Below are 21925 nucleotides of genomic sequence, written 5' to 3'. Positions count from 1 at the left end.
GAGAACAGCGGAGATGGCTCAGCAGTACGGCGAGACTGCCACGATCACAACGCCCGACCCCGAAACGACCAGCACGCAGCGCTACGAGGAGATGAGGGCGGCGGCGAACCAGGCGATGAGCACCATTTCGATCCCCGTGGACCAACCATCAAGGACGGGGACACTCCCAGCGATAGCTGTTGAGCCGGACGTCGATCCCGAGCTGCTGTCCTACCGCGGTTTCAAGTTCGGTGCGGCGTTCTTCGGGTGGCTGATCGCGATCGCCATGTCGGTGCTGCTGCTGGCCGCGGTCGCTGCGGCAGCCCTCGGCACCGCGCAGGTCCTGGACTACACCAGCAGCGACGCCAAGGCAGACCCCGGCGCGGCGGCCGTCACCGCTGCGGCCGTCTGCGTCCTCATGCTGAGCCTGGCCTTCTACGCCGGCGGGTATGTCGCCGGCCGGCTCGCTCGCTTCGACGGTGGGCGCCAGGGCTTCGGCGTGTGGATGATCGCACTGCTGGTCTCGGTCCTCGCGGCCGGCGGCGGCGTGCTGCTCGACCACCAGTACGACCTGATCGCCGATATCAATCGCCCGGACGTGGCGCTGACCAACGACACGCTCACCATGGGCGGGATCGTCGCGGCGGCCGCGCTGGTGCTGCTGACGCTGGTGGCCGCGATTCTCGGTGGAAAGGCCGGTAAGCGGTACCACGACAAGATCGACCGTTTGCTCGACTAGCGGTCAGTTACCACCTCACCACGCATGGCCAGCGGTTTCGCGGGTACCGGACGAGTGCACGGGGCCTGCCGGTGAGGAGAACTGACGATGGTCCAGCACTACCGTGACGACACGGAAACACAGCAGCTCGATGAGACCCGCACGCTGCGCCGCGCTGAGCACGAGCAAGAAGCCCAGCCGTCGCACCGAGCGGACATCCGGACGTCGGCCGCCACCGAGGTGGACCCGGCGTACCGGGGCTTCAAAGGCGGTTCCGCGTTCTTCGGCTGGCTGGTCGCGATCGGACTGATCGCCCTGCTGACCGGAATCGTCGGCGCCATCGCGGCCGGCGTGGATTACGCGACCCCGATCGACTGGAACGCGGCCAAGGCCGACGCGGGCACGATCGGCGTCGTGTCCGGCGCGGTCCTGGTCGTGATCCTGGCGATCGCCTACTACAACGGCGGGTACGTCGCCGGCCGGCTGGCCCGGTTCGACGGTGCCCGGCAGGGCTTCGGCGTCTGGCTGATCGGCGTACTGGTGACGGTCGTCGTCGCGGGTATCGCCGCGCTGGCCGGCTCGCAGTACGACGTCCTGAACCGGGTGGATCTGCCGTCACTGCCGATCGCGGTCCACACGCTGACCACAGGCGGACTGGTCGCTCTCGCGGCGGCTGTCGTGGTCACGCTGCTGGCCGCGCTGGTCGGCGGCAAGGCAGGGCAGCGCTACCACCGCCGCATCGACCTCAGCGGCGACTGACAGCACAGACCAGACCCGGACGGCGGATAGCTCCCATCCGCCGTCCGGGTCTTCCTTGCCCGAGGTGCCCGCGCCGTGCAGGATGCCGGACATGTCAGCCCGTACTGCGCTCGTCGTCGGAGGCACAAGTGGGATCGGCGCGGCCACGGCGCTGCGGTTCGGCACCGACGGCGCGACCGTGATCGCCGCCGGCTTGGGCAGCTCGAAGGCCCCGCCGGAGCTGAGGAGGGTCGCCGACGTTCGCGAGCTCGATCTGCGCGAGCCGGACGCCCTCGAGAACCTGATCGAGTCGCTCGACGGTCTCGACGTCCTAGTGAACGCGGCCGGCATCATCCGGCGAGGTGACGAGCACCGGCCGGAGGTGTTCCGCGAGGTCGTCGAGATCAACCTGACCGGCGCGATGCGAGCGGCCGAGGCGGCGCACGACCTGCTCTCCGCGAGCCGGGGCTGTGTCGTCAACGTCGCGTCGATGCTGAGCTACTTCGGTGGTCCGCTCGTCCCGGCGTACAGCGCCAGCAAGGGTGGGATCGTCCAGCTGACCAAGTCGCTCGCGGTCGCGTGGGCCGCGGACGGCATCCGGGTGAACGCGGTCGCGCCCGGCTGGATCGCCACCGACCTGACCGCCGCGCTGCAAGCCGATCCGGTCGCCTCCGACCGGATCCTTTCCCGTACGCCGATGGCCCGCTGGGGCACGCCCGCCGAGGTCGCCGGTGTGATCGCGTTCCTCGCCGGGCCGGACGCGGGGTTCGTCACCGGCACCGTCGTACCGGTCGACGGCGGATACCAGAGCATGTGAAGGAGCAGTCGATGATCCCGGTTTCAGCAGGTGTGCCCGCGGAGATCGCCGTACCGGCGGTGCCCGAGGACGAGCGGCTGTGGGTGCCGCAGGCGCCGGACGTGTGGTTCCGGCCGTTGATGCTGAACACGGTCACCGGTCAGTGGTGCAACCTGCTCAAGGTCACCCGGTCCGGCATCGTGTCCCGGCACCGGCACCCGAGCGCGGTCTTCGGCTATGTGATCAAGGGCAAGTGGCAGTACGACGAACACGGGTGGGTCGCGGAGACCGGGTCGTTCGTCTACGAACCGCCGGGCGAGATCCACACGTTGCGAGTGCCCGAGGACTGCACCGAGATGATCACGTTCTTCAACATCTCCGGCGCGATGATCTACGTCGATGACGAGGGCAACCAGACCGGGTACGAGGACACGTTCACCAAGATCCAGCTCTGCCGCGACCACTACGGGTCGAACGGGCTCGGAGCGGACTACGTGGACCAGTTCATCCGCTAGGCCAGGTCGGGGGCGGTACGGCGCGGACCGCAGTGATCACCTGGTCCAGCGCCGGGGTGCGAGGCCGGTCGCGGTGGACGAAGAGCGCCACCTGCCGCTCCACTCCTGAGTCGCTGATCGGGACCAGGCGTACGCCGGTGATGTTGGCGGTGGTGACCGCAAGTGCGTTGGTGACGCCGGTGCCCAGGCCGTGGCGGACCAGCGAGAGCAGGGTTTGCGGCTGGTTGGTGCGGAAGACACTCTCCGGGTTGAGTCCGGCGGAGGCGAACGCAAGGTGTGACTCGAACTGGCGTACGCCGGAGGTCTCTCCGATCGAGATCAGCGGCAACTCGGCCAACTCCCCGAGGCTGACCTCCGGCGCCGCGGCCAGCGGGTGGCCGTCCTGGAACACGGCGACCAGCGGCTCGGTCCAGAGGATCTCGTGGTGCAGCGACTCCAACGCCACCAACGGATGGACCGGCCGGATCGCGAGGTCGACGTCACCCCGCCCGAGGGCGCCTTCGAGGTCGATGCTCGGCCCCTCGACCAGATGCAGCCTGATCTCGGCGGGCAGGCGTCGTACCACTTGGGGGAAGAGCCAGGCCGCGGCGCTCGGGTAGGTGCCGAAGCGGACCTCTCCCCCGGCAGACGCCAGGTCGTTGAGGCGATTGAGGATCTCCTCGGCGTGCGGGACGAGTGCACGTCCTTCCGGGGTAAGTCCGGTCGGGTGGGTGGTGCGGTCGAAGAGTTGCACGCCGAGGGCCTTCTCCAGCTCGGCGATGTGTTCGCTGATCCGCGACTGGGAGCGGAAGGTCGCCTTGGCCGCGGCCGAGAACCCGCCGTGGCGGGCGACGGCGACGAAGCTGACGATCCAGTCCATCCGGAACCCGTACGCCGCGGTGAGATCCATGGCATCACGCTAACCGGGAAGACCGCCGCCGGTCCGGACGTTGACCTCTGATGTGCTCGAGGTAGTGGTGATCGGCGCCGGCCAGGCCGGCTTGTCGGCTGCGTACCACTTGGTGCGGCTGGGCTTCACGCCGTACGACGAGGTCGTCGTGCTGGATCGGAACCCGCAGCCGGGTGGGGCCTGGCAGCATCGGTGGGACTCGCTGACCATGCACGACGTGCACGGGATCGCGAACCTGCCGGGCGTGCCGGTGCCGTCGAGCGCTGGGCCGGAGCGGGCGAATGCGTTTGTGCCGTCGTACTTCGCGGCCTACGAGAAGCGGTTCGAGTTGCCTGTCGTGCGGCCGGTGACCGTGTCGAGCGTGCATGCCGTGGACGATGGGTTCGACGTGCGGACATCTGCCGGCAGCTACCGTACGGCGGCTCTGGTGAACGCGACGGGGACCTGGAACCGGCCGTTCATCCCCTGGTATCCGGGGATCGAGACCTTCCGTGGACGGCAGCTACACACGGCCGACTACAACGGCCCCGCCGAATTCGCCGGGCAGCATGTGCTGGTCGTCGGAGGTGGTGCGTCGGCGGTGCAATTGCTCGCGGAGATCTCCGAGGTCGCGACGACCACGTGGGTCACGCGCCGCCCGCCGGAGTGGCGGACCGGTGAGGATTTCAATCCCGAGTACGGCCGCAAGGTGGTCGCGAAGGTCGAGGAGCGAGTCCGGGCGGGCCTGCCGCCGAGGAGCGTGGTGAGCGTGACGGGCCTGCACCTCCGCGAGCAGGAGCAGGCTGCGTTGGAGCGCGGCGTCTACACCCGGCTCCCGATGTTCACCCGCATCACGCCCGACGGCGTCGAGTGGGTCGACGGGCGTTCGGAGCACGTCGACGCGATCCTCTGGGCCACCGGCTTCCGCGCCGAGCTGGCGCACCTCGCTCCCCTCCACCTCCGCGAGCCCTCCGGCGGCATCCGGATGAACGGCACCGCCACCGTCCTCGACCCCCGCATCCATCTGGTCGGCTACGGTCCGTCCGCCAGCACCATCGGCGCCAACCGAGCCGGCTTCACCGCCGCCCGCGACCTCCGCGACCTCCTCAAACCCGAGGTCAGACCCGACCGGGCAGTCGCGTCGTGATCTCCTGGACCAGCCACGTATTGCCGTCCGGATCGGTGAACGAGCAGAACGAGCCGTAGCTGGTGCGCTCCGGGTCAGGGCCGGGCTGCCGTGCCTCGACGGGGAACGGCGGGCCGTGCCAGACATCGACCACGTCGATGCCACGGCTGACGAGATCTTTGTGGGTCGCTTCGATGTCGGAGACGACCAGCACCGCCTGCGCCGAGCCAGGCGCGGCCGGGGTGAGTCCGGTGCCGAACGTGATCGAGCAGGGGGAGCCCGGTGGGGTGAACTGGACGATCCGCAGACCGTCCAGCGGGGCGACGTCGTCGTCGAGCCGCCATCCCAAGCGTTCGTAGAACTGCTTGGAGCGATCGACGTCGGAGACCGGAATGACGTCGTTCTCGAGGTGCAGCTCGCCATCGCCGACGCCCGCATCGTTGCGCGTGGAGCTCATGTCCACTCTCTTTCTGGTTGTCCAATTGCTGGTTTCCCTGGCGCCACGCACAACGTACGTCGCTGATCGCCCGCCTCGTCAGTGGCGGAAACGACACGATTGATAGAGTTTCCGACGTGGAGATCGCGGTTCTGGTCAGTGCGGGCGTGTTCGACTCCGGGTTGGCGTCGATCCTCGACGTGCTGGACACCGCGAACGCCATGGCGGAGCAACTGGCTGAGCCCCCGCGCTGGCACGTCACGACCATCGGCTTCGACCCGCAAGTCCGTACCTCGGCGGGGCACCTCGTCGACTGCGTGGCCGTCACCCGGGCCGATTCGGCGGACCTGCTCGTCGTACCCGCCATCAACGAGCGCCGGCCTGAAGCACTGGTCGAGCTCGTTGCCGGCGACCGGTCGCTGCCCGCACGGGAGCTGATCGCCAAGACCCACGCCCGCGGCGCGGCGGTCGCCTCGGCCTGCGCCGGCACGTTCCTGCTGGCCGAAGCCGGTGTCCTCGACGGGCTGCGCGCTACAACCACCTGGTGGCTGGCACCGGCGTTCCGTGCCCGCTACCCCCAGATCCAGCTCGAGCAAGGCAGCATGGTGGTCCACGAGGACACGATCACCACCGCCGGAGCCGCGTTCGGCCATCTCGACCTGGCGCTCGCGCTCGTCCGCACCGGCAGTCCCGCCGTCGCCGACCTCGTCGCTCATTACCTCGTCGTCGACGAACGCCCCTCGCAAGCGCCGTACATCATGCCCAGCGAACTGGCCCAGAACGACCCCGTCGTCGCCGCGTTCGAACGCTGGGCCCGCGACCGCCTCGCCGAGGCGATCAGCATCCCCGAAGCCGCACGGAGTCTGGGCGTCAGCGAGCGGACCCTCCAGCGCACGGTCCAACGGACCATGGGCACGTCCCCCATCCGCTTCGTCCAGGACCTCAGAATCGAACGCGCCATCCACCTGCTGCGCACCACCGACCTGTCCCTGGATACGATCTCCCGCAAAGTCGGCTACGAGCAGGCCAACACCCTCCGCACGCTCCTTCGCCAGCGCACCGGCAAAACCACCACCTCGCTCCGCAGCGTGTGATCGTCACTCACGCGGCAGCTACCTGATCCCGGGCGGCGGTCGGTTCGGGCCAGTGGGGGTGCCGTCGGACGGCGACCGGGAGAAGCGCGCCGGCGGTGAGAAAGATGGTGGCTGTGAGCAACCATCCGGGCCAGCCCCAGGTGACGGCGATGGTGGTGAGGATGAGCGGGGCCATGAGATCGCCGACTTGGTGACCCATCGCGTAGGCGCCTTGGTACTGGCCCTGGGCTCCGGGCGGCGCCAGCTCGAAGCTGATCCCCCAACCCCCGGCGGACTGCAGCATCTCGCCGAGAACGTGCACCAGAGCGGCTGCGATCAGCAGGCCGACGGTGATCGCTCCGGACGTGACGTCGGTGAGGGCCAGGACGGCACAGGCGGCGGCCAGCAGGAGGCCGGCCCGTCGCCCGGCGCGGGCGGCGCCGGGAAGGCTTTCGGTTCCCTGGGCGACCCGGATCTGGAGCAGGACCACGGCGACGGAGTTGATCACCAGCAGCACCGAGATCAACCACCGCGGCGCGTCCGTCGCGGTCGCCACCCACAGCGGGATCGCGATCTGCGCCATCGCGTTGTGCATGCTGAGTACGCCGTCCAACGCGACGAAGACCAGGAACGGACGGTCCTTCAGCGCGGTCGACGCAGCCGGACCAGTTGCCGAGGGCACCTTTTCCACGGCCGGCAGGCCGAACCGGACCAGGGCAGCGGTGGCGAGGTACGTCACCGCGTTCGCCAGCAGGGCGACGACGTACACCTCCCGCCGGTCGACCGCGAGCACGATCCCGGCGAGCGCCATCCCCGCGCCCATCCCGATGTTGGTCGTCACGCGCAGGATCGCCCGGGTCCGCACCCGCTGGTCGGCCGGGGACAGGCCGGCGATCAGCGCCCCCTTCGCGCCGCGCTGGCCGGAGTCCGCGATCGCGGTGACGCCCGCGACCACGACGTACGGAAGGAACGAACGGACCTGCGTCAGCGCACTCATCGTGATCGCCTGGAGGATGAGGAAGCCGACGTACGCGCGGTTGGGTCCGAGCCGGTCGGCGACGACACCGAGCGGGGTGCTGGTCACCAGCCCGACCAACCCGGCCACTGTGAGACCGACGCCGACCTGCCCGACCGAGAGCCCGGCCGCCCTGGTCAGGTACAGCGCGCCGACAGCCGCGTAAACACCGTTCCCCAACGTGTTGACCAACGTTGCCGCAATCAACCGGCGCACGGCCGGTGGGAGAGATCCAGTCACCCCCTCAGCCAACGTCCCCCTACCTGATTCGGCCGTTGGACTGACAGATCCCGTCAATCCACCAGCCCGCCGGCCTAGTTCCTCGGGCGGCGACCTCGCCGTGGATCCCGGTCACGAAGTGGTCGGTGTCGAAGTGCCGGTGAGATAGGCGAAGCCGGAGAGCGCGGGCAACGCGTCGGTGCGCTGATCCGGTCCTGCAACTGCGCATAGATCTGCTCCGCCAGCCCACCTTCCTCCCCCAACCGCAGATGCAGGTCCATTCCGGCATTCTCACCAAACCCCGGCTCACGGTGGCGCGGCGGTTGGGCTGCCACACTGGCGAGTCATGGAGATCAAACACCGGATGATCGTCTTGGACGCTGCCGACATCGATGCGGTGAGTACGTTCTGGGCCGGGTTCCTGGATGGCACCGTCGAGAAGTGGGGCGACCGATGGCACTCCATCTGGGTCGACGGCGAGTGGGCGCTGGGTGTCCAGTCAGCTCCGAACCATGTGCAGCCGGACTGGCCCGATGGTGCTCCTCAGCAGATCCATTTCGACTTCTACTTCGAGGGTCTCGAGGCCTGGGACGCTGCCCATGAGCGGGTGACCGGCCTGGGTGCTCGCCTGCTGAAAGCCACCGACGATCGCACGGCGCCCCGCGGTATCCAGGTCTACGCCGACCCGGCCGGCCACCCGTTCTGCCTGTGCTGGGTCCCCACGGCCGACTGAATCAGGCGCCGGACTTCGCTTCGATCGCGTCGAGGTCGCGGACGGCGAAGCGGTGGTGCTCCCACTCCTCCTCCAGGATCACGTGCAGGCACGAGAGGACTGTCTCCGCGTGCTCGGGGGCGTGCGGATTCCGGCGCGTCTCGGCCAGCACCTCCGGTGTGACCGTGGCAATGAAGTCGCTCACCATCGCGACCCGACCCGCCCGGACCTCGAGCACCTCGCCGTACGACGGTCTGTCCGTTGTGGACTCCGACCCGTCCACGCCGTCGCCCGCGAGGTCTCTGTCCGGTTGACCGATGGTGTGGAACGGCTGCTCGATCTCCAGAACCGCCTTGCCCAGCCACATGTCCGTCGCATGCACCAGGTGTCGCAGGGTCTGCGCGAACGACCACTCCCCATCCACCGACACGTCAACCGTCCCAGCCGGCATTGCCGCGGCACGCTCGAGCGTCACCGCCCAGGTGGACTGGAGCGAACTCCAGGCCGCACGCAGACCCTCCTGATCGCCGGCCCGCCGGTCCGCGCGACCGGGAAAGCGCCGGTTCAGCTCAGCCTCGACGAACGAGATCACGTCGACTCCATTGACCCGGAAGAACTCACCCTCGCCGAGCCACGGCGCATCGATGTCCGTCCGCGCCACCTCGACCCCGCGCATCACCACCCCGGACAGATCACTCTCCACAAACCGGGCACCACTCAGATCCACACCGACGAACTCCGCTGCCTTCAGGTCATCAGACCGGCCGAAAGTTGCCATGACTTCTCCTCCTCGAGCACCCAGTTGCCGCAAGCTAACACGAGCTCCCGACAGTCTCCGCTGTCATTCCCAGGGCACGAGGAACCGTTGATAGTCGGTGAAGGGGACGAAGCCCATCCCTCGGTAGACAGGAACGCCGAGCTCGGTCGCTTGGAGTACGACGACGTCTGCTCCGTACTCGAAGCCCATTCGTGCGACGGCGCCGGTCACGAGCGTCCCGAGCCCTCGGTTGCGCGCTGCGGCCGTGGTCGCCACCCAGTAGACCCCGGCGGCGCGCCCGCTGTGGATGACCATTGCACAGGACACAGGCGTGCCGTTCACCCGGGCGACTACCGCCGCCACATTCGGCGCCAATAACCCGCCCGCCGACGCGAAGTGGTCGACCGCTCCGACATCCCGGCCGCCATCGCGAAACACACTGCGATGCACCGCGGCGAAGTCGTCCACGCCGGCGCGGTCGCCGACCTGAACCAGCTCGGTATCAGGCGGTACGGCGGGTGCCGGCGGCGGCGCGTGCAGCGCCATGCCGAGCGCGGTGGATTGGAGTTGAAGCCCTTCGGCACGGGCTTGCGTGGTTAGGTCATGGTCGCGATGGGTGGATGCCCACAGCACGATGTCCCGACCGTGCGCCCTACCGAAGGTGCGCGCCTCGTCCAGGACCCGACGAGGGTCGGCGTCGGGTGCCACGCGCAACGCTGCGTTGTGGAATGCGCCGATCAAGTTGGTCGCGGAGGCGACGAGGAGGGTGCCCGCCCGCCGAGCCGACAGCGCGCGGTCGCCGTGCTGTGCGAAGTGCCCGACGGCGTTCTCGACGTCGCGGTCTGCGGCCGCGCGGAGATCCAAGTCGTCCATCACGGTTGCATTCAACACAACAGCGGCACACCACGCTCAAACAGGCCTACAGAAGCGCCGCGTGGGTCCCGCGTCTGGCAGGCGTTGACCGACTACTGCGCACTCCCCCGCCACACCGGCCCGACCCGCGCGACGGGATCCCACATCACCTCGACCCCAACGACCCGCCCACCACACCGCCCCGACCCGACCACCCACTCACCACACGACCCCACCACCCACTCACCACACCACCCCAACCCCACCACCCACTCACCACACGACCCCTACCCCACTGACCACACACCTGCCCGACCCCAGGACCCGACCGCGCATCCACAGTTCCCCCGCTTTCACGCGGGCGGCAGCCCGCACACAGACGGCCGGCGGGGCGGCCTGCGCAGCACGCGACGACAGGAGCGCGCGCAGCAGGTCGCGAGGGGCACCACACCAGCCCGACCCCACGGTGCGACCGCGCATCCACAGTCCACGCAGCTTTCACGCGGGCGGCAGCCCGCACACAAAGGGGCGGCCTGCGCAGCATGCGATGACAGGAGCGCGCGTAGCAGGTCGCGAGGGGGAATCACCGCATGATGAGGGTGAGGAGGTCGGTGCCGAGGGTGGTGACGGCGGATTCGTCCAGGCGGTAGGCGACAAAGCGGCCTTGGCGTTCGGCGGTGACCAGGCCGGCTCGGGTGAGGGCTCGGAGGTGGCGGGTGACCTGAGTGGGGTGGAGGCCCCACAGGGCGGCGATCTCGCCGGCTGTGCGGGGTTCGCTGGCGACGGCCCGGCAGACCTGCAGGCGGTCGGGGGCGGCGAGCGCTTCCAACCGGCCGCGAACTTGATGAGCGGTAGGTACGGCGACCCCACGACCGCCGACCGGATAGATGATCGTGAGCGGCTCACCCGGAATCTCACCCAGGAAGAGATGCGGCGCAATGTAGTTGCTCGGGACAAGCAAAACGGACCGAGCAGCCACATCGACGCGCTTGCTCTGCACCTTCTGCACCACCACACTGTCCGCGTCGCGTACGTCGATCGAGCCGTCGAGCGACCGCAGCATCGCCCCCACGCCGTCCCGCACCGCCAGATCCCGGTCCTGCCGGCCCCGCGCCGCGAGCGCATCCTGCGATTCCTCCCACACCGCAGCGAACCACTCGACCCAACAAGCATCCAGCAGCTCGACAAACCGACGTACCGGCTCAGCAGGATCCGTCAGCAACGCCTCGACCAGACCAGCGACAGACCGCCCCCGGCTGCGAGCCCAATGCAGTACGGCATCCGCATCAGTGGTCCGAGAGCTCAAGGGACGCCCCCGCAACGGCCGCACCAGCTCAGCAGCCAACTCCGCTGGCGAACGCGCGCGCAGCGCACGAAGCTCGTCCTCCCAAGAAGGCACCCCAGTCGCAGCAGTGGTCGCAAAGAACCGAGCTCGCACGGCTCGCACAGTCCACGTCCACTGCGACAACTCCGACCGCAGTACGGCGGGCATCCGCACCGCAGCCGCCCACTCAACCCGCCCGTGATGCCGGGGCTCGGCCAGCACATGCAAGGCGCAGCCAAGCTCGATCAATGGCGACGCGACGTGCCGGATCCGCTCAGGGTCGAGCCGGGTCAGCCCCGCGAGAACTGTCGGCACTTAGTCCTTCAGCTTGAACTGGAGTTCGGTGTCCCAATCGGCCATGTCAGGGACCTCGCGCGGGTCGGACTTGTAGATCTCCAAGCGGGCGGTCCAGTTGTCGCCGACAGCGTCCCACTCCAGGCCCTCAGCGGAGGCCCAGGCGAGCAGATCGCGGGTGGCGTCGAGCAGACCGTCCGGGTGGCCGTGGTAGTTCACGCTCGCGTAGCGGCCGGCCGGGAGTACGCCGGTGACGATCTCACCCTCGCCGTGGTGCAGGTCGTCGACCGGGAACCCGATCTCCATCACCAGCCCGGCCTCCATGTCGACCACGTCGTACTTGAAGAACGGCGCGTCGTTCGGCGCGATCTCGTGCGCGGCGAGCCAGTCGATGACCTCGCGCATCCGGTCCGCGAACGCCGCGATCCCGTCCATCGCGACCTTGCCCCGCAGCGCGACGTACGGTCGTTCCCCCACTTCCACGATCTCCGGCATGCGATCCTCCCAACTCGACAATGGACTCAACCTAACGCCTGCTGGATCGCACAGGCTTGCCGAGGTGGGTGACTGAGCGTGTACTGAGACAGGGGGTGGCCGCCATGTTCAAGGTCAAGGTTGCCGTAGTCGCTGTTGCCACGTTGGTACTAGGTCCGTCGGCACCTGCTCTGGCCGAGCCGACCACACCGATCACCTACAACGCCGGGACTACGGCGACGCGGTTCACCGGGCTGGCGTTCGACACCTGTACGGCGCCGACCCTCGCGCAAATGACTGCATGGAAGGCATCGCCGTACAAGGCGATCGGCATCTACATCGGCGGAGTCAACCGCAGCTGTGCCCAGCCACAGCTCACCGCCGGCTGGGTCACCGCCGTCACTGCGATGGGGTGGCGGCTGGTCCCGATCTATCTGGGTCTTCAGGCACCCTGCGGCACCCGGAGATACAAGATGTCGACGGCCTCTTCCAACCGAGACGCGGTGCGTGACGCGGACGACGCGGTCGCCAAGGCCAGGGCATTGGGCATCCTGCCGGGCAGTGCGATCTACAACGACATGGAGCACTACGACCACACGAACGCCGTCTGCCGCTCCGCCGTACTGCACTACCTGTCCGCGTGGACGAAGGAACTGCACGTGCAGCGATACCTCTCCGGTGTCTACGGCCACCAGAACTCGGGCGCACCGGACCTGGCCGCGGCTTACAACTCCTCGTCGTACGCGCGACCGGATGCACTGTGGATCGCACGTTGGGACCTCAGCAACTCGCTCACTGGGTGGCCGACTGTCCCCAACACCTTCTGGGCGGTCGGACAGCGCGGCAAGCAGTACCGGGGCGACCACGCCGAGACGTACGGCGGTGTGACGCTCAACATCGACAACGACCGGTTCGACGCGCCAGTCGCGAGCGTCTCGTACAGCTACACCGTCAGGACGACCATCCACAGCTACAGCGGCCCCTCGACCGCCTATCCGGTCAGGACGACGATCCCCGCGAACGCCAAAGTCCGCATCGTGTGCCAGACCTTCGGCCGGAAGATCGGCACCACCTTCATCTGGAACAAGCTGATCGATGGCACCTACATCACGGACTACTACACCAGGACACCGAGCAAGCCCGGCTACAGCGCACCCCTCCCCGGCTGCAGCTTCCCGTTCCAGACGACCATCAACGGCCTGAGCCGGCGGCACGGCCCGGGTACGTCGTACGCGACCTACCCAGGCCTGCTGCCGGCCGGTTCGCTGGCCTGGATCACCTGCCAGCTGCCCGGAACCAAGGTCGGCACGACTTCGGTCTGGAACCGTCTGAGCGACGGCTCGTACGTCACCGACTACTACGTCGCCACGGCGAGCAACACGACCTACACCGCGCCGATCCGCCGCTGCTGACTCACTGAGCCCAGGGCGGCTGGATCTGCGTGCCGTCTGCCATCGTGCCGGTGAATCCCGCGGTGATGGCGACGTACAGCTCGGCCTTGCCCTCGCCCAGGTTGGTCAGGGCGATCGGCTCGCCGGCGGGTACGACGACAGCGTCGCCGGGACCGAGCTTGTCGCCGTCGACCGTGATCTGCACCGCGCCGGTGAGCACCATGAACACCTCGTCCCGGTCGAGCGTGTGCGGCTCGCCGCCGCCATGCCCGGGATCGACCGTGAGCTTCCAGGTGCACAGACCCGCGGAGCCACGGCTGGGTGCTGCTAGCCCGGTGAACTCGACGCCGTGCAACTCGAACCGCGGCGCCTCGACCGCGCGAATGACGTGCATGTGCTTCCCCCATTCCAGATAGTCAAGCTGACTTGACCAAGTCAGCTTGACTATCATGGCGTGCATGACGCGATCGGGCAAGCCGGATTTCGGGATCTTGTTGCTGCTGGCGGACCAGGAGTTCGTCCGTTCACTCCGCCAGGCGACGGCCGAGCAGGGGTACGACGACCAGGGCCGGTCGGACGGGTTCGTGCTGCGCACGCTGAGCGCCGGGCCGACCACGATCAGCGGACTGGCCGAGCGGCTGGAGATCACCAAGCAGGGCGCGAGCCAGATCGTCGACGACATGGAGCGCCGCGGGTACGTCGAGCGCCGCCCTGACCCGTCCGACGCGCGGGCACGCCTCCTCCACCTGACCGTGCGCGGCGAGGCGGCGCTCAGCGCGGCCCGGAAGTTCCACCAGGCCTACGAACGCAAGCTCCGCAGGCGCTTCGGCGACGAGGCGATCGACACGGTGCGCGGCGTACTGACCGAGATGGCCGGCGAGGCCCAGATCAGTACGCCGCACTTCCGCGCGTTGATGTTCTGAGAAACAGATCAGGCGAAGTACGTCGGGAAGAAGTCGTTGGTCGGCCAGCTCTTCACGCCGTTGGCCGCGGTCCACAGCGCCGCGTCGATGTCGCCGTACGACTTGCCGCTGGCGTCGTCGCGGCGGTTGAACAGCGCCGCCCAGCTCATCCCGTTGTAGGTCCGGACCACGATGGTGAAGGTCCCCGGCAGGCTGCCGGTGTGCCAGGTGTTGCGGCCGGTGCCGCCCGTGACGGGACGGACCTGCCAGCCGAGGCCGTAGTACCAGCCGTCGGGGTTCACACCGGTCGAGGGCTTGGACCAGAAGTGACTGAGCGAGGTGCTGTTCAGGACGCTGCCCGGGGCGTCGAACATCTTCGCCCAGCGGACCAGGTCCGGAGCGCTGGCGATCCAGCCGCCGTTGGCGTCGTGGAGCCGCATGCTGAACGAGCCGTACGGCGCGGCGACGGTCTTCCCCGACATGTCCAGCACGGTCGGCGCGGTGTACTGCGACTCGTACGACGTCTCGCCGGTGTGCTTCGCGATGGTGTAGCCCTGTGCCATCCGCTTGATCTTCAACGGCGTGAGCAGCTTCTGCTGCACGTACGTCGCGTACGGCAGGCCGGTGACCTTCTCGATCACGCGACCGGCCAGCAGGTAGCCGAAGTTGGAGTACGCGACCTTGGTGCCCGGGTTGAAGTCCAGCTTCTGGCCGGCCATGTACTTGATCACGTCCGCGTGCTGCAGCTCCATCGGTACGCCGAGGGTCCGGGAGATCACCGCGTCCTTGGCGAGCGGGTCACCGGAGACGTCGCGATCCCAGCCGCCGATGTGCTGCAGCAGCTTCCACAGCGTGATCGACGACCAGCGCGAGTCCCGGGTCAGACCGGTCGCCGGGGTGATGTCGAGGAGGTTGACGACCGGCGTCGACAGGCTCAGCTTGCCGTCTTGCACGAGCTTCACGATCGCGGCCGCGGTGAACGACTTCGTCAGGCTCGCGACCCGGAACAGCGAGGTCGGGTTGACGGTCAGCGCGGTCGACGTACTGTAGCCGCGGGCAAGGACCAGGCGGCCCTTGTAGGTGACCGCGAGCTGCCCGGCCGTGATGCCGCGGGCCTGCATGAACGCCTTCATCTGGTTGTCGAAACCGGCCAATGCCGAGACCGCGGTCCCGGTGGTCTTCCAGGTCGCGGCGGCATCGGCGGAACGGCTCAGGGCCGTTCCCACTCCGGTGCCGGCGGCGGCGACCGCTCCGGTGGCGACAGCAAGCTTGCCGAGATTCCGGCGCGTCAGCTCCACGGACGTGTTCTCCTTCAGGTCTTCAGGGCAGGGGGGTACTGCGGAAGGAGTCTCTCACCGCAAAGGTCTAATCGATCATCGATGCGTATGAGATGACACCACGGCGGATCTCGTCGACCACGGCCCGCGCGGTGGATCGCAACGGGGTCGGTCCGGCCGCGTCCGCGACCTGCTCGGTCAGGTCGATCAGTTGCTTGACCCAACGAACGAAGTCGCCCGCGGCGAGGTCGGACTCGTAGAGCACCTCGGCCAGCGAGGCACCCGACGCCCACCGGAACGCCGGCCAGCAGAAGCCGAGGTCCATCGACCGCAGGAAGTCCACCCGCATGTCCCGCTCCAGCGCGGACAGGTCGCGCCAGATCCCACCCATCTTCTCCAGCGCCAGGCGTACGTCGCCACGCGGCAACCGCGGTGACGTCGGCTCGTCCTTCGACCGCGCCTCGTACACCAGCGCGGCGAGACACGCCGCGAGCTCGGGCACGGTGAGGTCGTCGAAAACTCCTTGCCGCAGGCACTCAGCCGCGACCAGGTCGAGCTCGGTGTAGATCCGCGACAGCCGGTCGCCGGCCTCGGTGGTCTTGTCGCCGTCCAGGTAGTGCAGTGCATCGAGGACCTGGCAGACCCGGTCGAACTGGCGGGCGATAGTGTTCGTCCGCTGCTCGATCTTGCGCTGCACCTCGCGGTTCTCCCGGTCGAGCCGGAAGTACCGCTCGGCCCAGCGGGCGTGGTCCTCGCGATCCGAGCAGCCGTGGCACGGGTGCGCGCGCAACTGTGCCCGCATCTCCTGCAACTCCGGATCGTCCGCGTGGCTGACCACGTCCCGGCCGCGGGTGCGCGACGGCGGCCCGTCCTCGCCGAGCATGTCCGTGTGGTTCCGCAGTACCTGCGCGAGCTCACGCCGCTGCTGCGGGTTGCGTGGGTTGAACTTCTTCGGGATCCGCAGGCTGCTGATCGCCTCGACCGGCGTCGGGAAGTCGATCATCGACAGCTTCCGGACCTGCCGGTCCAGCGTCAGCACGGTCGGGCGCGGGCCCTCGCGCTCCGAGCGCATCCCCGGGTCGAGGACCAGCGCCCAGCCCGCACTGCGGCCGGCCGGGATCCGGATGACGTCGCCGATCCGCAGCTTCTCGATCGACTCCTGCGCCTCGACCCGGCGATCGAGCTTGCGCCGCTTCGAGCCGGACGCCTCCCGCTCACCGATCCGCCGGCGCAGTTCGGCGTACTCGAGGAAGTCGCCGAGGTGACAGTCGATGGACTCCTTGTAGCCCTCGAGCGCCTCGGTGTTGCGCTGCACCTGCCGGGCCAGCCCGACCACAGCCTGGTCGGACTGGAACTGCGCGAACGACAGCTCCAGCATGTCGCGGGCCCTGGTCCGCCCGACCTGGCGGACCAGGTTGACGGCCATGTTGTACGACGGGGAGAACGACGAGCGGAGCGGATACGTACGGGTGCTCGCCAGACCGGCGACGGCGCGTGGGTCGAAGCCTGGTTGCCACAGCACGACCGCGTGACCCTCGACGTCGATGCCACGACGGCCCGCCCGGCCGGTCAGCTGGGTGTACTCCCCCGGGGTGATGTCGACGTGGGCCTCGCCGTTCCACTTGCTCAGCTTCTCGAGTACGACGGTGCGCGCCGGCATGTTGATGCCCAGGGCAAGCGTCTCGGTGGCGAACACGACCTTGATCAGGCCGCGCGCGAACAGCTCCTCGACGACCTCCTTGAACGCGGCCAGCATGCCCGCGTGGTGGGCCGCGATGCCGCGGCTGAGTGCCTCGGCGAAGTCGTGGTAGCCGAGCACGCCGAGGTCCTCGTCGGGCAGGTCCGCGGTCCGCTCGGCCAGCACCCGCTTGATCTCGTCCCGCTCGGACGGCTTGGTCAGCCGCAGGCCGGACCGCAGGCACTGGAGCATCGCGTCCTCGCAGCCCTTGCGGGAGAAGATGAAGTAGATCGCCGGCAGCAGCGCGCCGGCGTCCAGCTCCTCGACCACATCGGACCGGTACGGCGTGAAATGGGATCGCTGCGGGCGGCCCTTCGGGAGATCCCGGCGCCGGCGGGGTTTGCGCGAGTCGTCGCGGAAGATCCGGTTGTCGTCGCGGGCGATCCGGACCAGCTGCGGGTTGACCAGGTCCTTCAGGTCGACCTGGTTGGCCTTCGCCGGGTTGCCGGACTTGGCCTTCGCGGGTGCGCCGACCCTTGCGGTCGGCGCCTCGCCAGCGAACAGGTCGTGCAGCCGCTTGCCCACCATCACGTGCTGGAACAGCGGCACCGGCCGCTTCTCCTCCAGGACGACGACGGTGTTGCCGCGGACGGTCTCCAGCCAGTCGCCGAACTCCTCGGCATTGCTCACGGTCGCCGACAACGACACCACCGAGACCGATTCCTGCAGGTGGATCAGCACCTCCTCCCACACCGCGCCACGAGCGCGGTCGGCCAGGTAGTGCACTTCGTCCATCACGACGTACGAGAGACCGAGCAGGGTGCTGGAACCGGCGTACAGCATGTTCCGCAGGACCTCGGTCGTCATCACGACGATCGGGGCCTCGGAGTTGATCGAGTTGTCGCCGGTGAGCAGGCCGACCTTGTCGCTGCCGTAGCGGCTGACCAGGTCGGCGTACTTCTGGTTGCTCAGAGCCTTGATCGGGGTGGTGTAGAAACACTTCTGCCCGCGCTGCAGGGCCAGGTGGACGGCGAACTCGCCGACCAGGGTCTTTCCGGAGCCGGTGGGCGCGGCCACGAGCACCTGGTGACCGTCCTCGAGGGCTGCGCAGGCACGAAGCTGGAACTCGTCCAGTTCGAAGTCATAGAGCGCCCGGAACTCCTTCACGGCGGGATGCTCCTGGTCCGAGCGGAACACGGCGTACTTCTCGGACGGGGTGCTCATAGGGCCCAATCTATGCGACGGCACCCCCAAAGCCACGCTGGGTCAGCCATGCGGCGGCCCGGGTCAGCGCCGCGTCGGCCTCGTCCATCAGGCCGACGTTGTACTGGTACACGTGCGGCGCACCCGCGACGACGTCCAGGCTGACGTCGACCTCGTACTCCGCGGCGTGGGCCGCGAGCCTGAGCGAATCGTCGAGCAGGACCTCTGCCGTACCGACCTGGATCAGCAGCGGCGGCAGTCCGGTCAGGTCCGCGAGCAGCGGACTCGCCAACTCGTCCTTCGGGTCGTGGCCGGCGAGGTAGTGGTCGACGTATGCCTCCATGTGCGCACGGCTGAAGAGTGGGTCGAAGTCACCCCGGGTGTCCATGCTCGCACCGGACAGCGTGAGGTCGGCCCAGGGCGAGAACACGACGACCGCGGGTGGCAACGGCAGGCCCTCCCGGCGTGCCGCCAGGACCAGGGCGAGCGCCAGCCCACCGCCCGCCGAGTCGCCCGCGACGAAGATCTCGCGGCCACCCTCGAGGAGTTCTTTGTACGCCGCGAGCGCATCGTCGACCGCCGCCGGGAAGGCGGCCTCCGGCGCCAGGCGATAGTCCAGCGACACCGCCTGCAGGCCGGTGCGGCGGGCCAGCGGAGCGGCGAGATTGGCCCCGGTACGCGCCGATCCGATCACATAGCCCCCGCCGTGCAGGTACAGGATCACGCCGTCCCCTTCGGCCCCGGCGACCTTCACGTCCAGCGCCGGTACACCACCGAGTGAGCGCGGCTCGAGCGTGACGTCGTCACCCAGCGGGAGGGCCCCGAACACCGCGTCGAAGTCATCCCGCTGCTGGGCCGGCGACCGGGACGGGTCACCCTTGGAGATCATGCCGCGTGCGGTGGCTCGTTGGTCCTGGGTCATCGTCCGCCTCCTGATAGATTCCGAGGAATATAGTTCTCCCTAACTACATTCCGAGGAATCCAATTCCGTGATCGTCAGGATCTGCCTGTGACTGATCTCACATCCCTGTTCACGGACCTGGTCCGGCTGGAGACGCGGCTCTACAACGTGCTCGACGCCCGGCTGAAGGCCGAGCACGGCCTCCCGCTCGGCCAGTTCGAGTTCCTCCGCGTGATCGCGGCCCGCGGCAACGCGCGGGTGTACGACCTGGCCCACGACATCGCGATCACGGTCGGCGCGACCAGCAAGGCCGTTGACCGACTCGAGTCCGCGGGACGCTGCCGCCGTACGGCGAACCCGCACGACCGCCGCTCCTCCTTGGTCGAGCTGACCCCCGAAGGCGAGCGGCTACTCGCCGCGGCGGCACCGACTGTCGAAGCCGAGCTCAACATCTGGCTGGGCTCGGTCCTGCCAGCCAAGGTCCTGACCGACCTGGCTACCTCGGTGTCGATGCTCCGGCAACGCGCCGAGGCCGACCACCGGACCGACCGCACCGAGCCCACGGCGGCACCGGAGCGCTGACCCTCACTCGGATCGACGGACCGGAAGCAGCATGGCCGGGAGCAACGTCACGGCCGTGAAGGCGAGCACCCACCAGAACGTGTCCGCGAACGCCGCCGCGGGATCCGTGGGGTGGTGGCCGAGACGCGACTGCAGGATCGAGGTCACCACGGCCGCCCCGGCCGAAGCGCCGATGGTCGTCACCGTGCTGATGAGACTCGTCGCGCCGGGGATGTCCGCGGGGTTCAGACCGTGATACGCCGCGACCGACACCGGCACGGTGGCCGCCGCGATGCCCATCCCCCAGACCAGCAAGGCGATCGCGAGTACGACGAAGGAGCTCGTGGCCGTCACCTGCGTGAAGGCGACCGTCGCGGCGACGGTGATCCCGACTCCGACGAGCGCCACCGGCCGGGCGCCGATGCGGTCGGTCAGCCTGCCGACAAGAGGCAGGGCGAGTACCGTGCCCAGACTCTGCGGGGCGAGCAGCAGACCGGCCTCCAGTGCATTGTGACCACGAACCTGCTGGAGATACAGGGGCACCAGGATCATCGCGCCGAACACCGAGAATCGGGAGAGGAAGTTCAGCACCGTCGCGACCGTCACCGGACGGTGGCGGAACAGCCGCAGGTCGAGCAAGGGCATCGTCGAGCGCAGCGCATGCACCGCGAACGCTGCGAGCAGCAACAGACCACCGATCGCCGCCGGCCAGGTCGCCGTACCGCTCAATGACAGGACGAGAAGCGCGATCGCCGGTGAGACGAGCGCCAGCCCAACCAGGTCCAGCCCACCTGAGCGACGTACGGCGTCGGCTGGAACGACCCTCCAGGCGAGCGCCATCGCGGTCAGCCCGATCGGCAGGTTGACGAGGAAGATCCACGGCCAGCCGAGCGTGTCCACCACCAGGCCACCGAGCAGTGGACCGGCGATCGGCGCGAGCTGGGCGGGAATGGCGACCAGGCTCATCACCCGGCCACGACGGTCAGGACCGGCGGCCTTGACCAGGATCATCATCGTCAGCGGGACGATCATCCCGCCGCCGAGGCCCTGCAGGACCCGAAACGCGATCAGACTGCCCGCCGACCAGGCCGTGGCACACAGCGCGGAGCCGGCACAGAAGACCGCCAGCGCCGTCAGCCACATCATCCGGGCACCGAAGCGCTCCACCAGCCGCCCGGTCGTCGGAATGGTGATCGCGATCGACAGCAGGTACGCCGCGCTGACCCACTGGACGGTGAGCACGGAGGCGCCGAAGCCGTTGGCGATCCGGGCCAGTGCGACCGTCACCATCGTCATGTCGAGCAACGGGGTGATGGCCCCGACGACCACCACGCCGGCGAGTTTCAGAACGGACCGATCCAGGGCGATATCAGTCATGAGTTAGCACACTACACCGTGCAGTGTAGTAGCGCTACACTGCACGGTGTAGTCACCACGGAGGGGCGGATGAGGTGCTGAGGGAAGGGTCGCCGGCCAAACGGGCCGCCATCGTGCGCGCGGCCTTGAAGGTCTTCCTCGCCGAGGGCTACGCCCGCGCCGGTGTCGACGCCATCGCGGCCGAGGCCGGGGTCTCCAAGCGCACGATCTACGACTACTACGGCGGCAAGGAGCAACTGTTCCTCGCGGCCGTCGCGGAGACCCGGGCCGGCCAGGAGCAGGCGTTCGAGCAGCTGCTGCAGGAGACGCTCGATCAGGTCGACGACATCGAAGAGGCGCTGGATCGCTTCGGCCTCGCGTTCGCCACCCAGATCTCCCGGTCGTCCGAGCGAGCCGCGGTCCTGCGGCTGATGATCGCGGAGATCGGCCACTTCCCCGCCCTGCTCACCCAGCAGCCGGCCCGCAACGCGCTGGCCGACCGGCTACGGACCCTGGACGAGCGAGGTCTACTCGTCGTGCCGGATCCGAACGAGGCGGCCGAGTTCCTCGGTCTGCTCGTCACCGGTCCCGTCCAGAACAGAGCCTGGTACGGCGCGGTCGCGGTGGACCAGGGCACGATCGAGCACCTGGTGCGGGCCGGCGTACGCATCTTCCTGGCCGCGTACGGCAAACAACCGCGGACGTGACACAGCCGAACTCCCTCCCCTGGTGGTCGGTGGGAGTCCGGCTGCGGGTCCGG

The 21925-nt window shown here is 68.6% G+C and carries 23 protein-coding genes; 11 read left to right on the top strand and 12 right to left on the bottom strand.

Going from position 1 to position 21925, the window contains the following annotated elements; all coding sequences use genetic code 11:
- Positions 1-13 precede the first annotated feature (13 nt).
- The 4 genes from OG876_RS24965 to OG876_RS24950 all read left to right on the top strand — a co-directional run bounded on the left by OG876_RS24965 (position 14) and on the right by OG876_RS24950 (position 2746).
- On the top strand, positions 14-718 hold the full coding sequence (locus tag OG876_RS24965) for a hypothetical protein (protein ID WP_328519052.1): 705 nt from the start codon (positions 14-16) through the stop codon (positions 716-718).
- A gap of 87 nt (positions 719-805) precedes the next feature.
- A complete protein-coding gene (locus OG876_RS24960) occupies positions 806-1456 on the top strand; it encodes a hypothetical protein (RefSeq protein ID WP_328519051.1) in 651 nt (216 codons plus the stop codon).
- A 91-nt stretch (positions 1457-1547) separates the two neighbouring features.
- Entirely contained in the window at positions 1548-2252 is a 705-nt protein-coding gene (locus OG876_RS24955) for an SDR family NAD(P)-dependent oxidoreductase (RefSeq protein WP_328519050.1), read from the top strand.
- A gap of 11 nt (positions 2253-2263) precedes the next feature.
- Positions 2264-2746: a 2,4'-dihydroxyacetophenone dioxygenase family protein gene (locus OG876_RS24950; protein WP_328519049.1), complete on the top strand. Its 483-nt coding sequence runs from the start codon at positions 2264-2266 to the stop codon at positions 2744-2746.
- On the opposite strand, the gene OG876_RS24945 is transcribed toward OG876_RS24950, so the two are convergent.
- On the bottom strand, positions 2736-3635 hold the full coding sequence (locus tag OG876_RS24945) for a LysR family transcriptional regulator (RefSeq protein WP_328519048.1): 900 nt from the start codon (positions 3633-3635) through the stop codon (positions 2736-2738). The genes OG876_RS24950 and OG876_RS24945 overlap by 11 nt on opposite strands.
- A gap of 40 nt (positions 3636-3675) precedes the next feature.
- Between OG876_RS24945 and OG876_RS24940 the strand changes: the two genes are divergently transcribed.
- Complete coding sequence (locus OG876_RS24940) at positions 3676-4761, top strand: FAD-dependent oxidoreductase (protein ID WP_328519047.1); 1086 nt, start codon at positions 3676-3678, stop codon at positions 4759-4761.
- Here the strand turns inward: OG876_RS24940 and OG876_RS24935 are convergent.
- On the bottom strand, positions 4733-5197 hold the full coding sequence (locus tag OG876_RS24935) for a VOC family protein (protein ID WP_328519046.1): 465 nt from the start codon (positions 5195-5197) through the stop codon (positions 4733-4735). The genes OG876_RS24940 and OG876_RS24935 overlap by 29 nt on opposite strands.
- 116 nt (positions 5198-5313) lie before the next feature.
- On the opposite strand from OG876_RS24935, the gene OG876_RS24930 reads away from it, so the two are divergent.
- Positions 5314-6270, top strand: a complete 957-nt coding sequence (locus OG876_RS24930) for a GlxA family transcriptional regulator (RefSeq protein WP_328519045.1) — start codon at positions 5314-5316, stop codon at positions 6268-6270.
- A 7-nt stretch (positions 6271-6277) separates the two neighbouring features.
- On the opposite strand, the gene OG876_RS24925 is transcribed toward OG876_RS24930, so the two are convergent.
- Positions 6278-7504, bottom strand: a complete 1227-nt coding sequence (locus tag OG876_RS24925) for an MFS transporter (protein ID WP_328519044.1) — start codon at positions 7502-7504, stop codon at positions 6278-6280.
- Between the two features lie 325 nt (positions 7505-7829).
- Between OG876_RS24925 and OG876_RS24920 the strand changes: the two genes are divergently transcribed.
- Positions 7830-8216 (top strand): VOC family protein, encoded by a 387-nt coding sequence (locus OG876_RS24920; protein WP_328519043.1) that lies wholly within the window; start codon positions 7830-7832, stop codon positions 8214-8216.
- A 1-nt stretch (position 8217) separates the two neighbouring features.
- Here OG876_RS24920 and OG876_RS24915 read toward each other — a convergent pair whose 3' ends face one another.
- The 4 genes from OG876_RS24915 to OG876_RS24900 form a co-directional block, all read right to left on the bottom strand.
- A complete protein-coding gene (locus tag OG876_RS24915; protein ID WP_328519042.1) occupies positions 8218-8973 on the bottom strand; it encodes a DinB family protein in 756 nt (251 codons plus the stop codon).
- Between the two features lie 63 nt (positions 8974-9036).
- Positions 9037-9825: a GNAT family N-acetyltransferase gene (locus tag OG876_RS24910; protein WP_328526951.1), complete on the bottom strand. Its 789-nt coding sequence runs from the start codon at positions 9823-9825 to the stop codon at positions 9037-9039.
- 562 nt (positions 9826-10387) lie between these two features.
- Positions 10388-11443, bottom strand: coding sequence for an ArsR/SmtB family transcription factor (locus OG876_RS24905; protein WP_328519041.1), 1056 nt, complete (start codon positions 11441-11443; stop codon positions 10388-10390).
- The gene (locus OG876_RS24900) at positions 11444-11917 is read right to left on the bottom strand and encodes a GyrI-like domain-containing protein (RefSeq protein WP_328519040.1); all 474 of its coding nucleotides are present in this window, start codon (positions 11915-11917) and stop codon (positions 11444-11446) included.
- A 104-nt stretch (positions 11918-12021) separates the two neighbouring features.
- Between OG876_RS24900 and OG876_RS24895 the strand changes: the two genes are divergently transcribed.
- Entirely contained in the window at positions 12022-13308 is a 1287-nt protein-coding gene (locus OG876_RS24895) for a glycoside hydrolase domain-containing protein (RefSeq protein WP_328519039.1), read from the top strand.
- A gap of 1 nt (position 13309) precedes the next feature.
- Here OG876_RS24895 and OG876_RS24890 read toward each other — a convergent pair whose 3' ends face one another.
- Positions 13310-13681, bottom strand: a complete 372-nt coding sequence (locus OG876_RS24890; protein ID WP_328519038.1) for a cupin domain-containing protein — start codon at positions 13679-13681, stop codon at positions 13310-13312.
- Between the two features lie 64 nt (positions 13682-13745).
- Here OG876_RS24890 and OG876_RS24885 point away from each other — a divergent pair, with 64 nt between their 5' ends.
- Positions 13746-14210 carry a MarR family winged helix-turn-helix transcriptional regulator gene (locus OG876_RS24885; RefSeq protein WP_328519037.1) on the top strand — a complete coding sequence of 155 codons (465 nt, stop codon included), beginning with the start codon at positions 13746-13748 and terminating at the stop codon, positions 14208-14210.
- An 8-nt stretch (positions 14211-14218) separates the two neighbouring features.
- Here the strand turns inward: OG876_RS24885 and OG876_RS24880 are convergent, their stop codons facing one another.
- The 3 genes from OG876_RS24880 to OG876_RS24870 all read right to left on the bottom strand — a co-directional run bounded on the left by OG876_RS24880 (position 14219) and on the right by OG876_RS24870 (position 19269).
- Positions 14219-15487 (bottom strand): serine hydrolase domain-containing protein, encoded by a 1269-nt coding sequence (locus OG876_RS24880; protein ID WP_328519036.1) that lies wholly within the window; start codon positions 15485-15487, stop codon positions 14219-14221.
- A gap of 67 nt (positions 15488-15554) precedes the next feature.
- A complete protein-coding gene (locus OG876_RS24875; RefSeq protein WP_328519035.1) occupies positions 15555-18368 on the bottom strand; it encodes a DEAD/DEAH box helicase in 2814 nt (937 codons plus the stop codon).
- 10 nt (positions 18369-18378) lie between these two features.
- Positions 18379-19269 (bottom strand): alpha/beta hydrolase, encoded by an 891-nt coding sequence (locus OG876_RS24870; protein WP_328519034.1) that lies wholly within the window; start codon positions 19267-19269, stop codon positions 18379-18381.
- Positions 19270-19356: 87 nt separating this feature from the next.
- On the opposite strand from OG876_RS24870, the gene OG876_RS24865 reads away from it, so the two are divergent.
- Positions 19357-19830 carry a MarR family winged helix-turn-helix transcriptional regulator gene (locus tag OG876_RS24865; RefSeq protein WP_328519033.1) on the top strand — a complete coding sequence of 158 codons (474 nt, stop codon included), beginning with the start codon at positions 19357-19359 and terminating at the stop codon, positions 19828-19830.
- A 3-nt stretch (positions 19831-19833) separates the two neighbouring features.
- Here the strand turns inward: OG876_RS24865 and OG876_RS24860 are convergent, their stop codons facing one another.
- Positions 19834-21186: a DHA2 family efflux MFS transporter permease subunit gene (locus OG876_RS24860; RefSeq protein WP_328519032.1), complete on the bottom strand. Its 1353-nt coding sequence runs from the start codon at positions 21184-21186 to the stop codon at positions 19834-19836.
- A gap of 74 nt (positions 21187-21260) precedes the next feature.
- On the opposite strand from OG876_RS24860, the gene OG876_RS24855 reads away from it, so the two are divergent.
- The gene (locus OG876_RS24855) at positions 21261-21872 is read left to right on the top strand and encodes a TetR/AcrR family transcriptional regulator (RefSeq protein WP_328519031.1); all 612 of its coding nucleotides are present in this window, start codon (positions 21261-21263) and stop codon (positions 21870-21872) included.
- Positions 21873-21925 lie beyond the last annotated feature (53 nt).

It is taken from the genome of Kribbella sp. NBC_00359, from assembly GCF_036097425.1.
Classification (GTDB): domain Bacteria; phylum Actinomycetota; class Actinomycetes; order Propionibacteriales; family Kribbellaceae; genus Kribbella.
Note: the sequence above shows the minus strand (reverse complement) of the source record. Positions and strands in the feature narration are given on the sequence as shown.

Excerpts from the sequence above, each read along its gene's own strand:
- OG876_RS24885 (WP_328519037.1), top strand. The coding sequence starts at position 13,746 with ATGACGCGATCGGGCAAGCCGGATTTCGGGATCTTGTTGCTGCTGGCG.
- OG876_RS24910 (WP_328526951.1), bottom strand. The coding sequence starts at position 9,825 with ATGGACGACTTGGATCTCCGCGCGGCCGCAGACCGCGACGTCGAGAAC.
- OG876_RS24945 (WP_328519048.1), bottom strand. The coding sequence starts at position 3,635 with ATGGATCTCACCGCGGCGTACGGGTTCCGGATGGACTGGATCGTCAGC.
- OG876_RS24860 (WP_328519032.1), bottom strand. The coding sequence starts at position 21,186 with ATGACTGATATCGCCCTGGATCGGTCCGTTCTGAAACTCGCCGGCGTG.
- OG876_RS24950 (WP_328519049.1), top strand. The coding sequence starts at position 2,264 with ATGATCCCGGTTTCAGCAGGTGTGCCCGCGGAGATCGCCGTACCGGCG.
- OG876_RS24960 (WP_328519051.1), top strand. The coding sequence starts at position 806 with ATGGTCCAGCACTACCGTGACGACACGGAAACACAGCAGCTCGATGAG.
- OG876_RS24895 (WP_328519039.1), top strand. The coding sequence starts at position 12,022 with ATGTTCAAGGTCAAGGTTGCCGTAGTCGCTGTTGCCACGTTGGTACTA.
- OG876_RS24915 (WP_328519042.1), bottom strand. The coding sequence starts at position 8,973 with ATGGCAACTTTCGGCCGGTCTGATGACCTGAAGGCAGCGGAGTTCGTC.
- OG876_RS24920 (WP_328519043.1), top strand. The coding sequence starts at position 7,830 with ATGGAGATCAAACACCGGATGATCGTCTTGGACGCTGCCGACATCGAT.
- OG876_RS24875 (WP_328519035.1), bottom strand. The coding sequence starts at position 18,368 with ATGAGCACCCCGTCCGAGAAGTACGCCGTGTTCCGCTCGGACCAGGAG.
- OG876_RS24900 (WP_328519040.1), bottom strand. The coding sequence starts at position 11,917 with ATGCCGGAGATCGTGGAAGTGGGGGAACGACCGTACGTCGCGCTGCGG.
- OG876_RS24935 (WP_328519046.1), bottom strand. The coding sequence starts at position 5,197 with ATGAGCTCCACGCGCAACGATGCGGGCGTCGGCGATGGCGAGCTGCAC.
- OG876_RS24870 (WP_328519034.1), bottom strand. The coding sequence starts at position 19,269 with ATGACCCAGGACCAACGAGCCACCGCACGCGGCATGATCTCCAAGGGT.
- OG876_RS24890 (WP_328519038.1), bottom strand. The coding sequence starts at position 13,681 with ATGCACGTCATTCGCGCGGTCGAGGCGCCGCGGTTCGAGTTGCACGGC.
- OG876_RS24955 (WP_328519050.1), top strand. The coding sequence starts at position 1,548 with ATGTCAGCCCGTACTGCGCTCGTCGTCGGAGGCACAAGTGGGATCGGC.
- OG876_RS24965 (WP_328519052.1), top strand. The coding sequence starts at position 14 with ATGGCTCAGCAGTACGGCGAGACTGCCACGATCACAACGCCCGACCCC.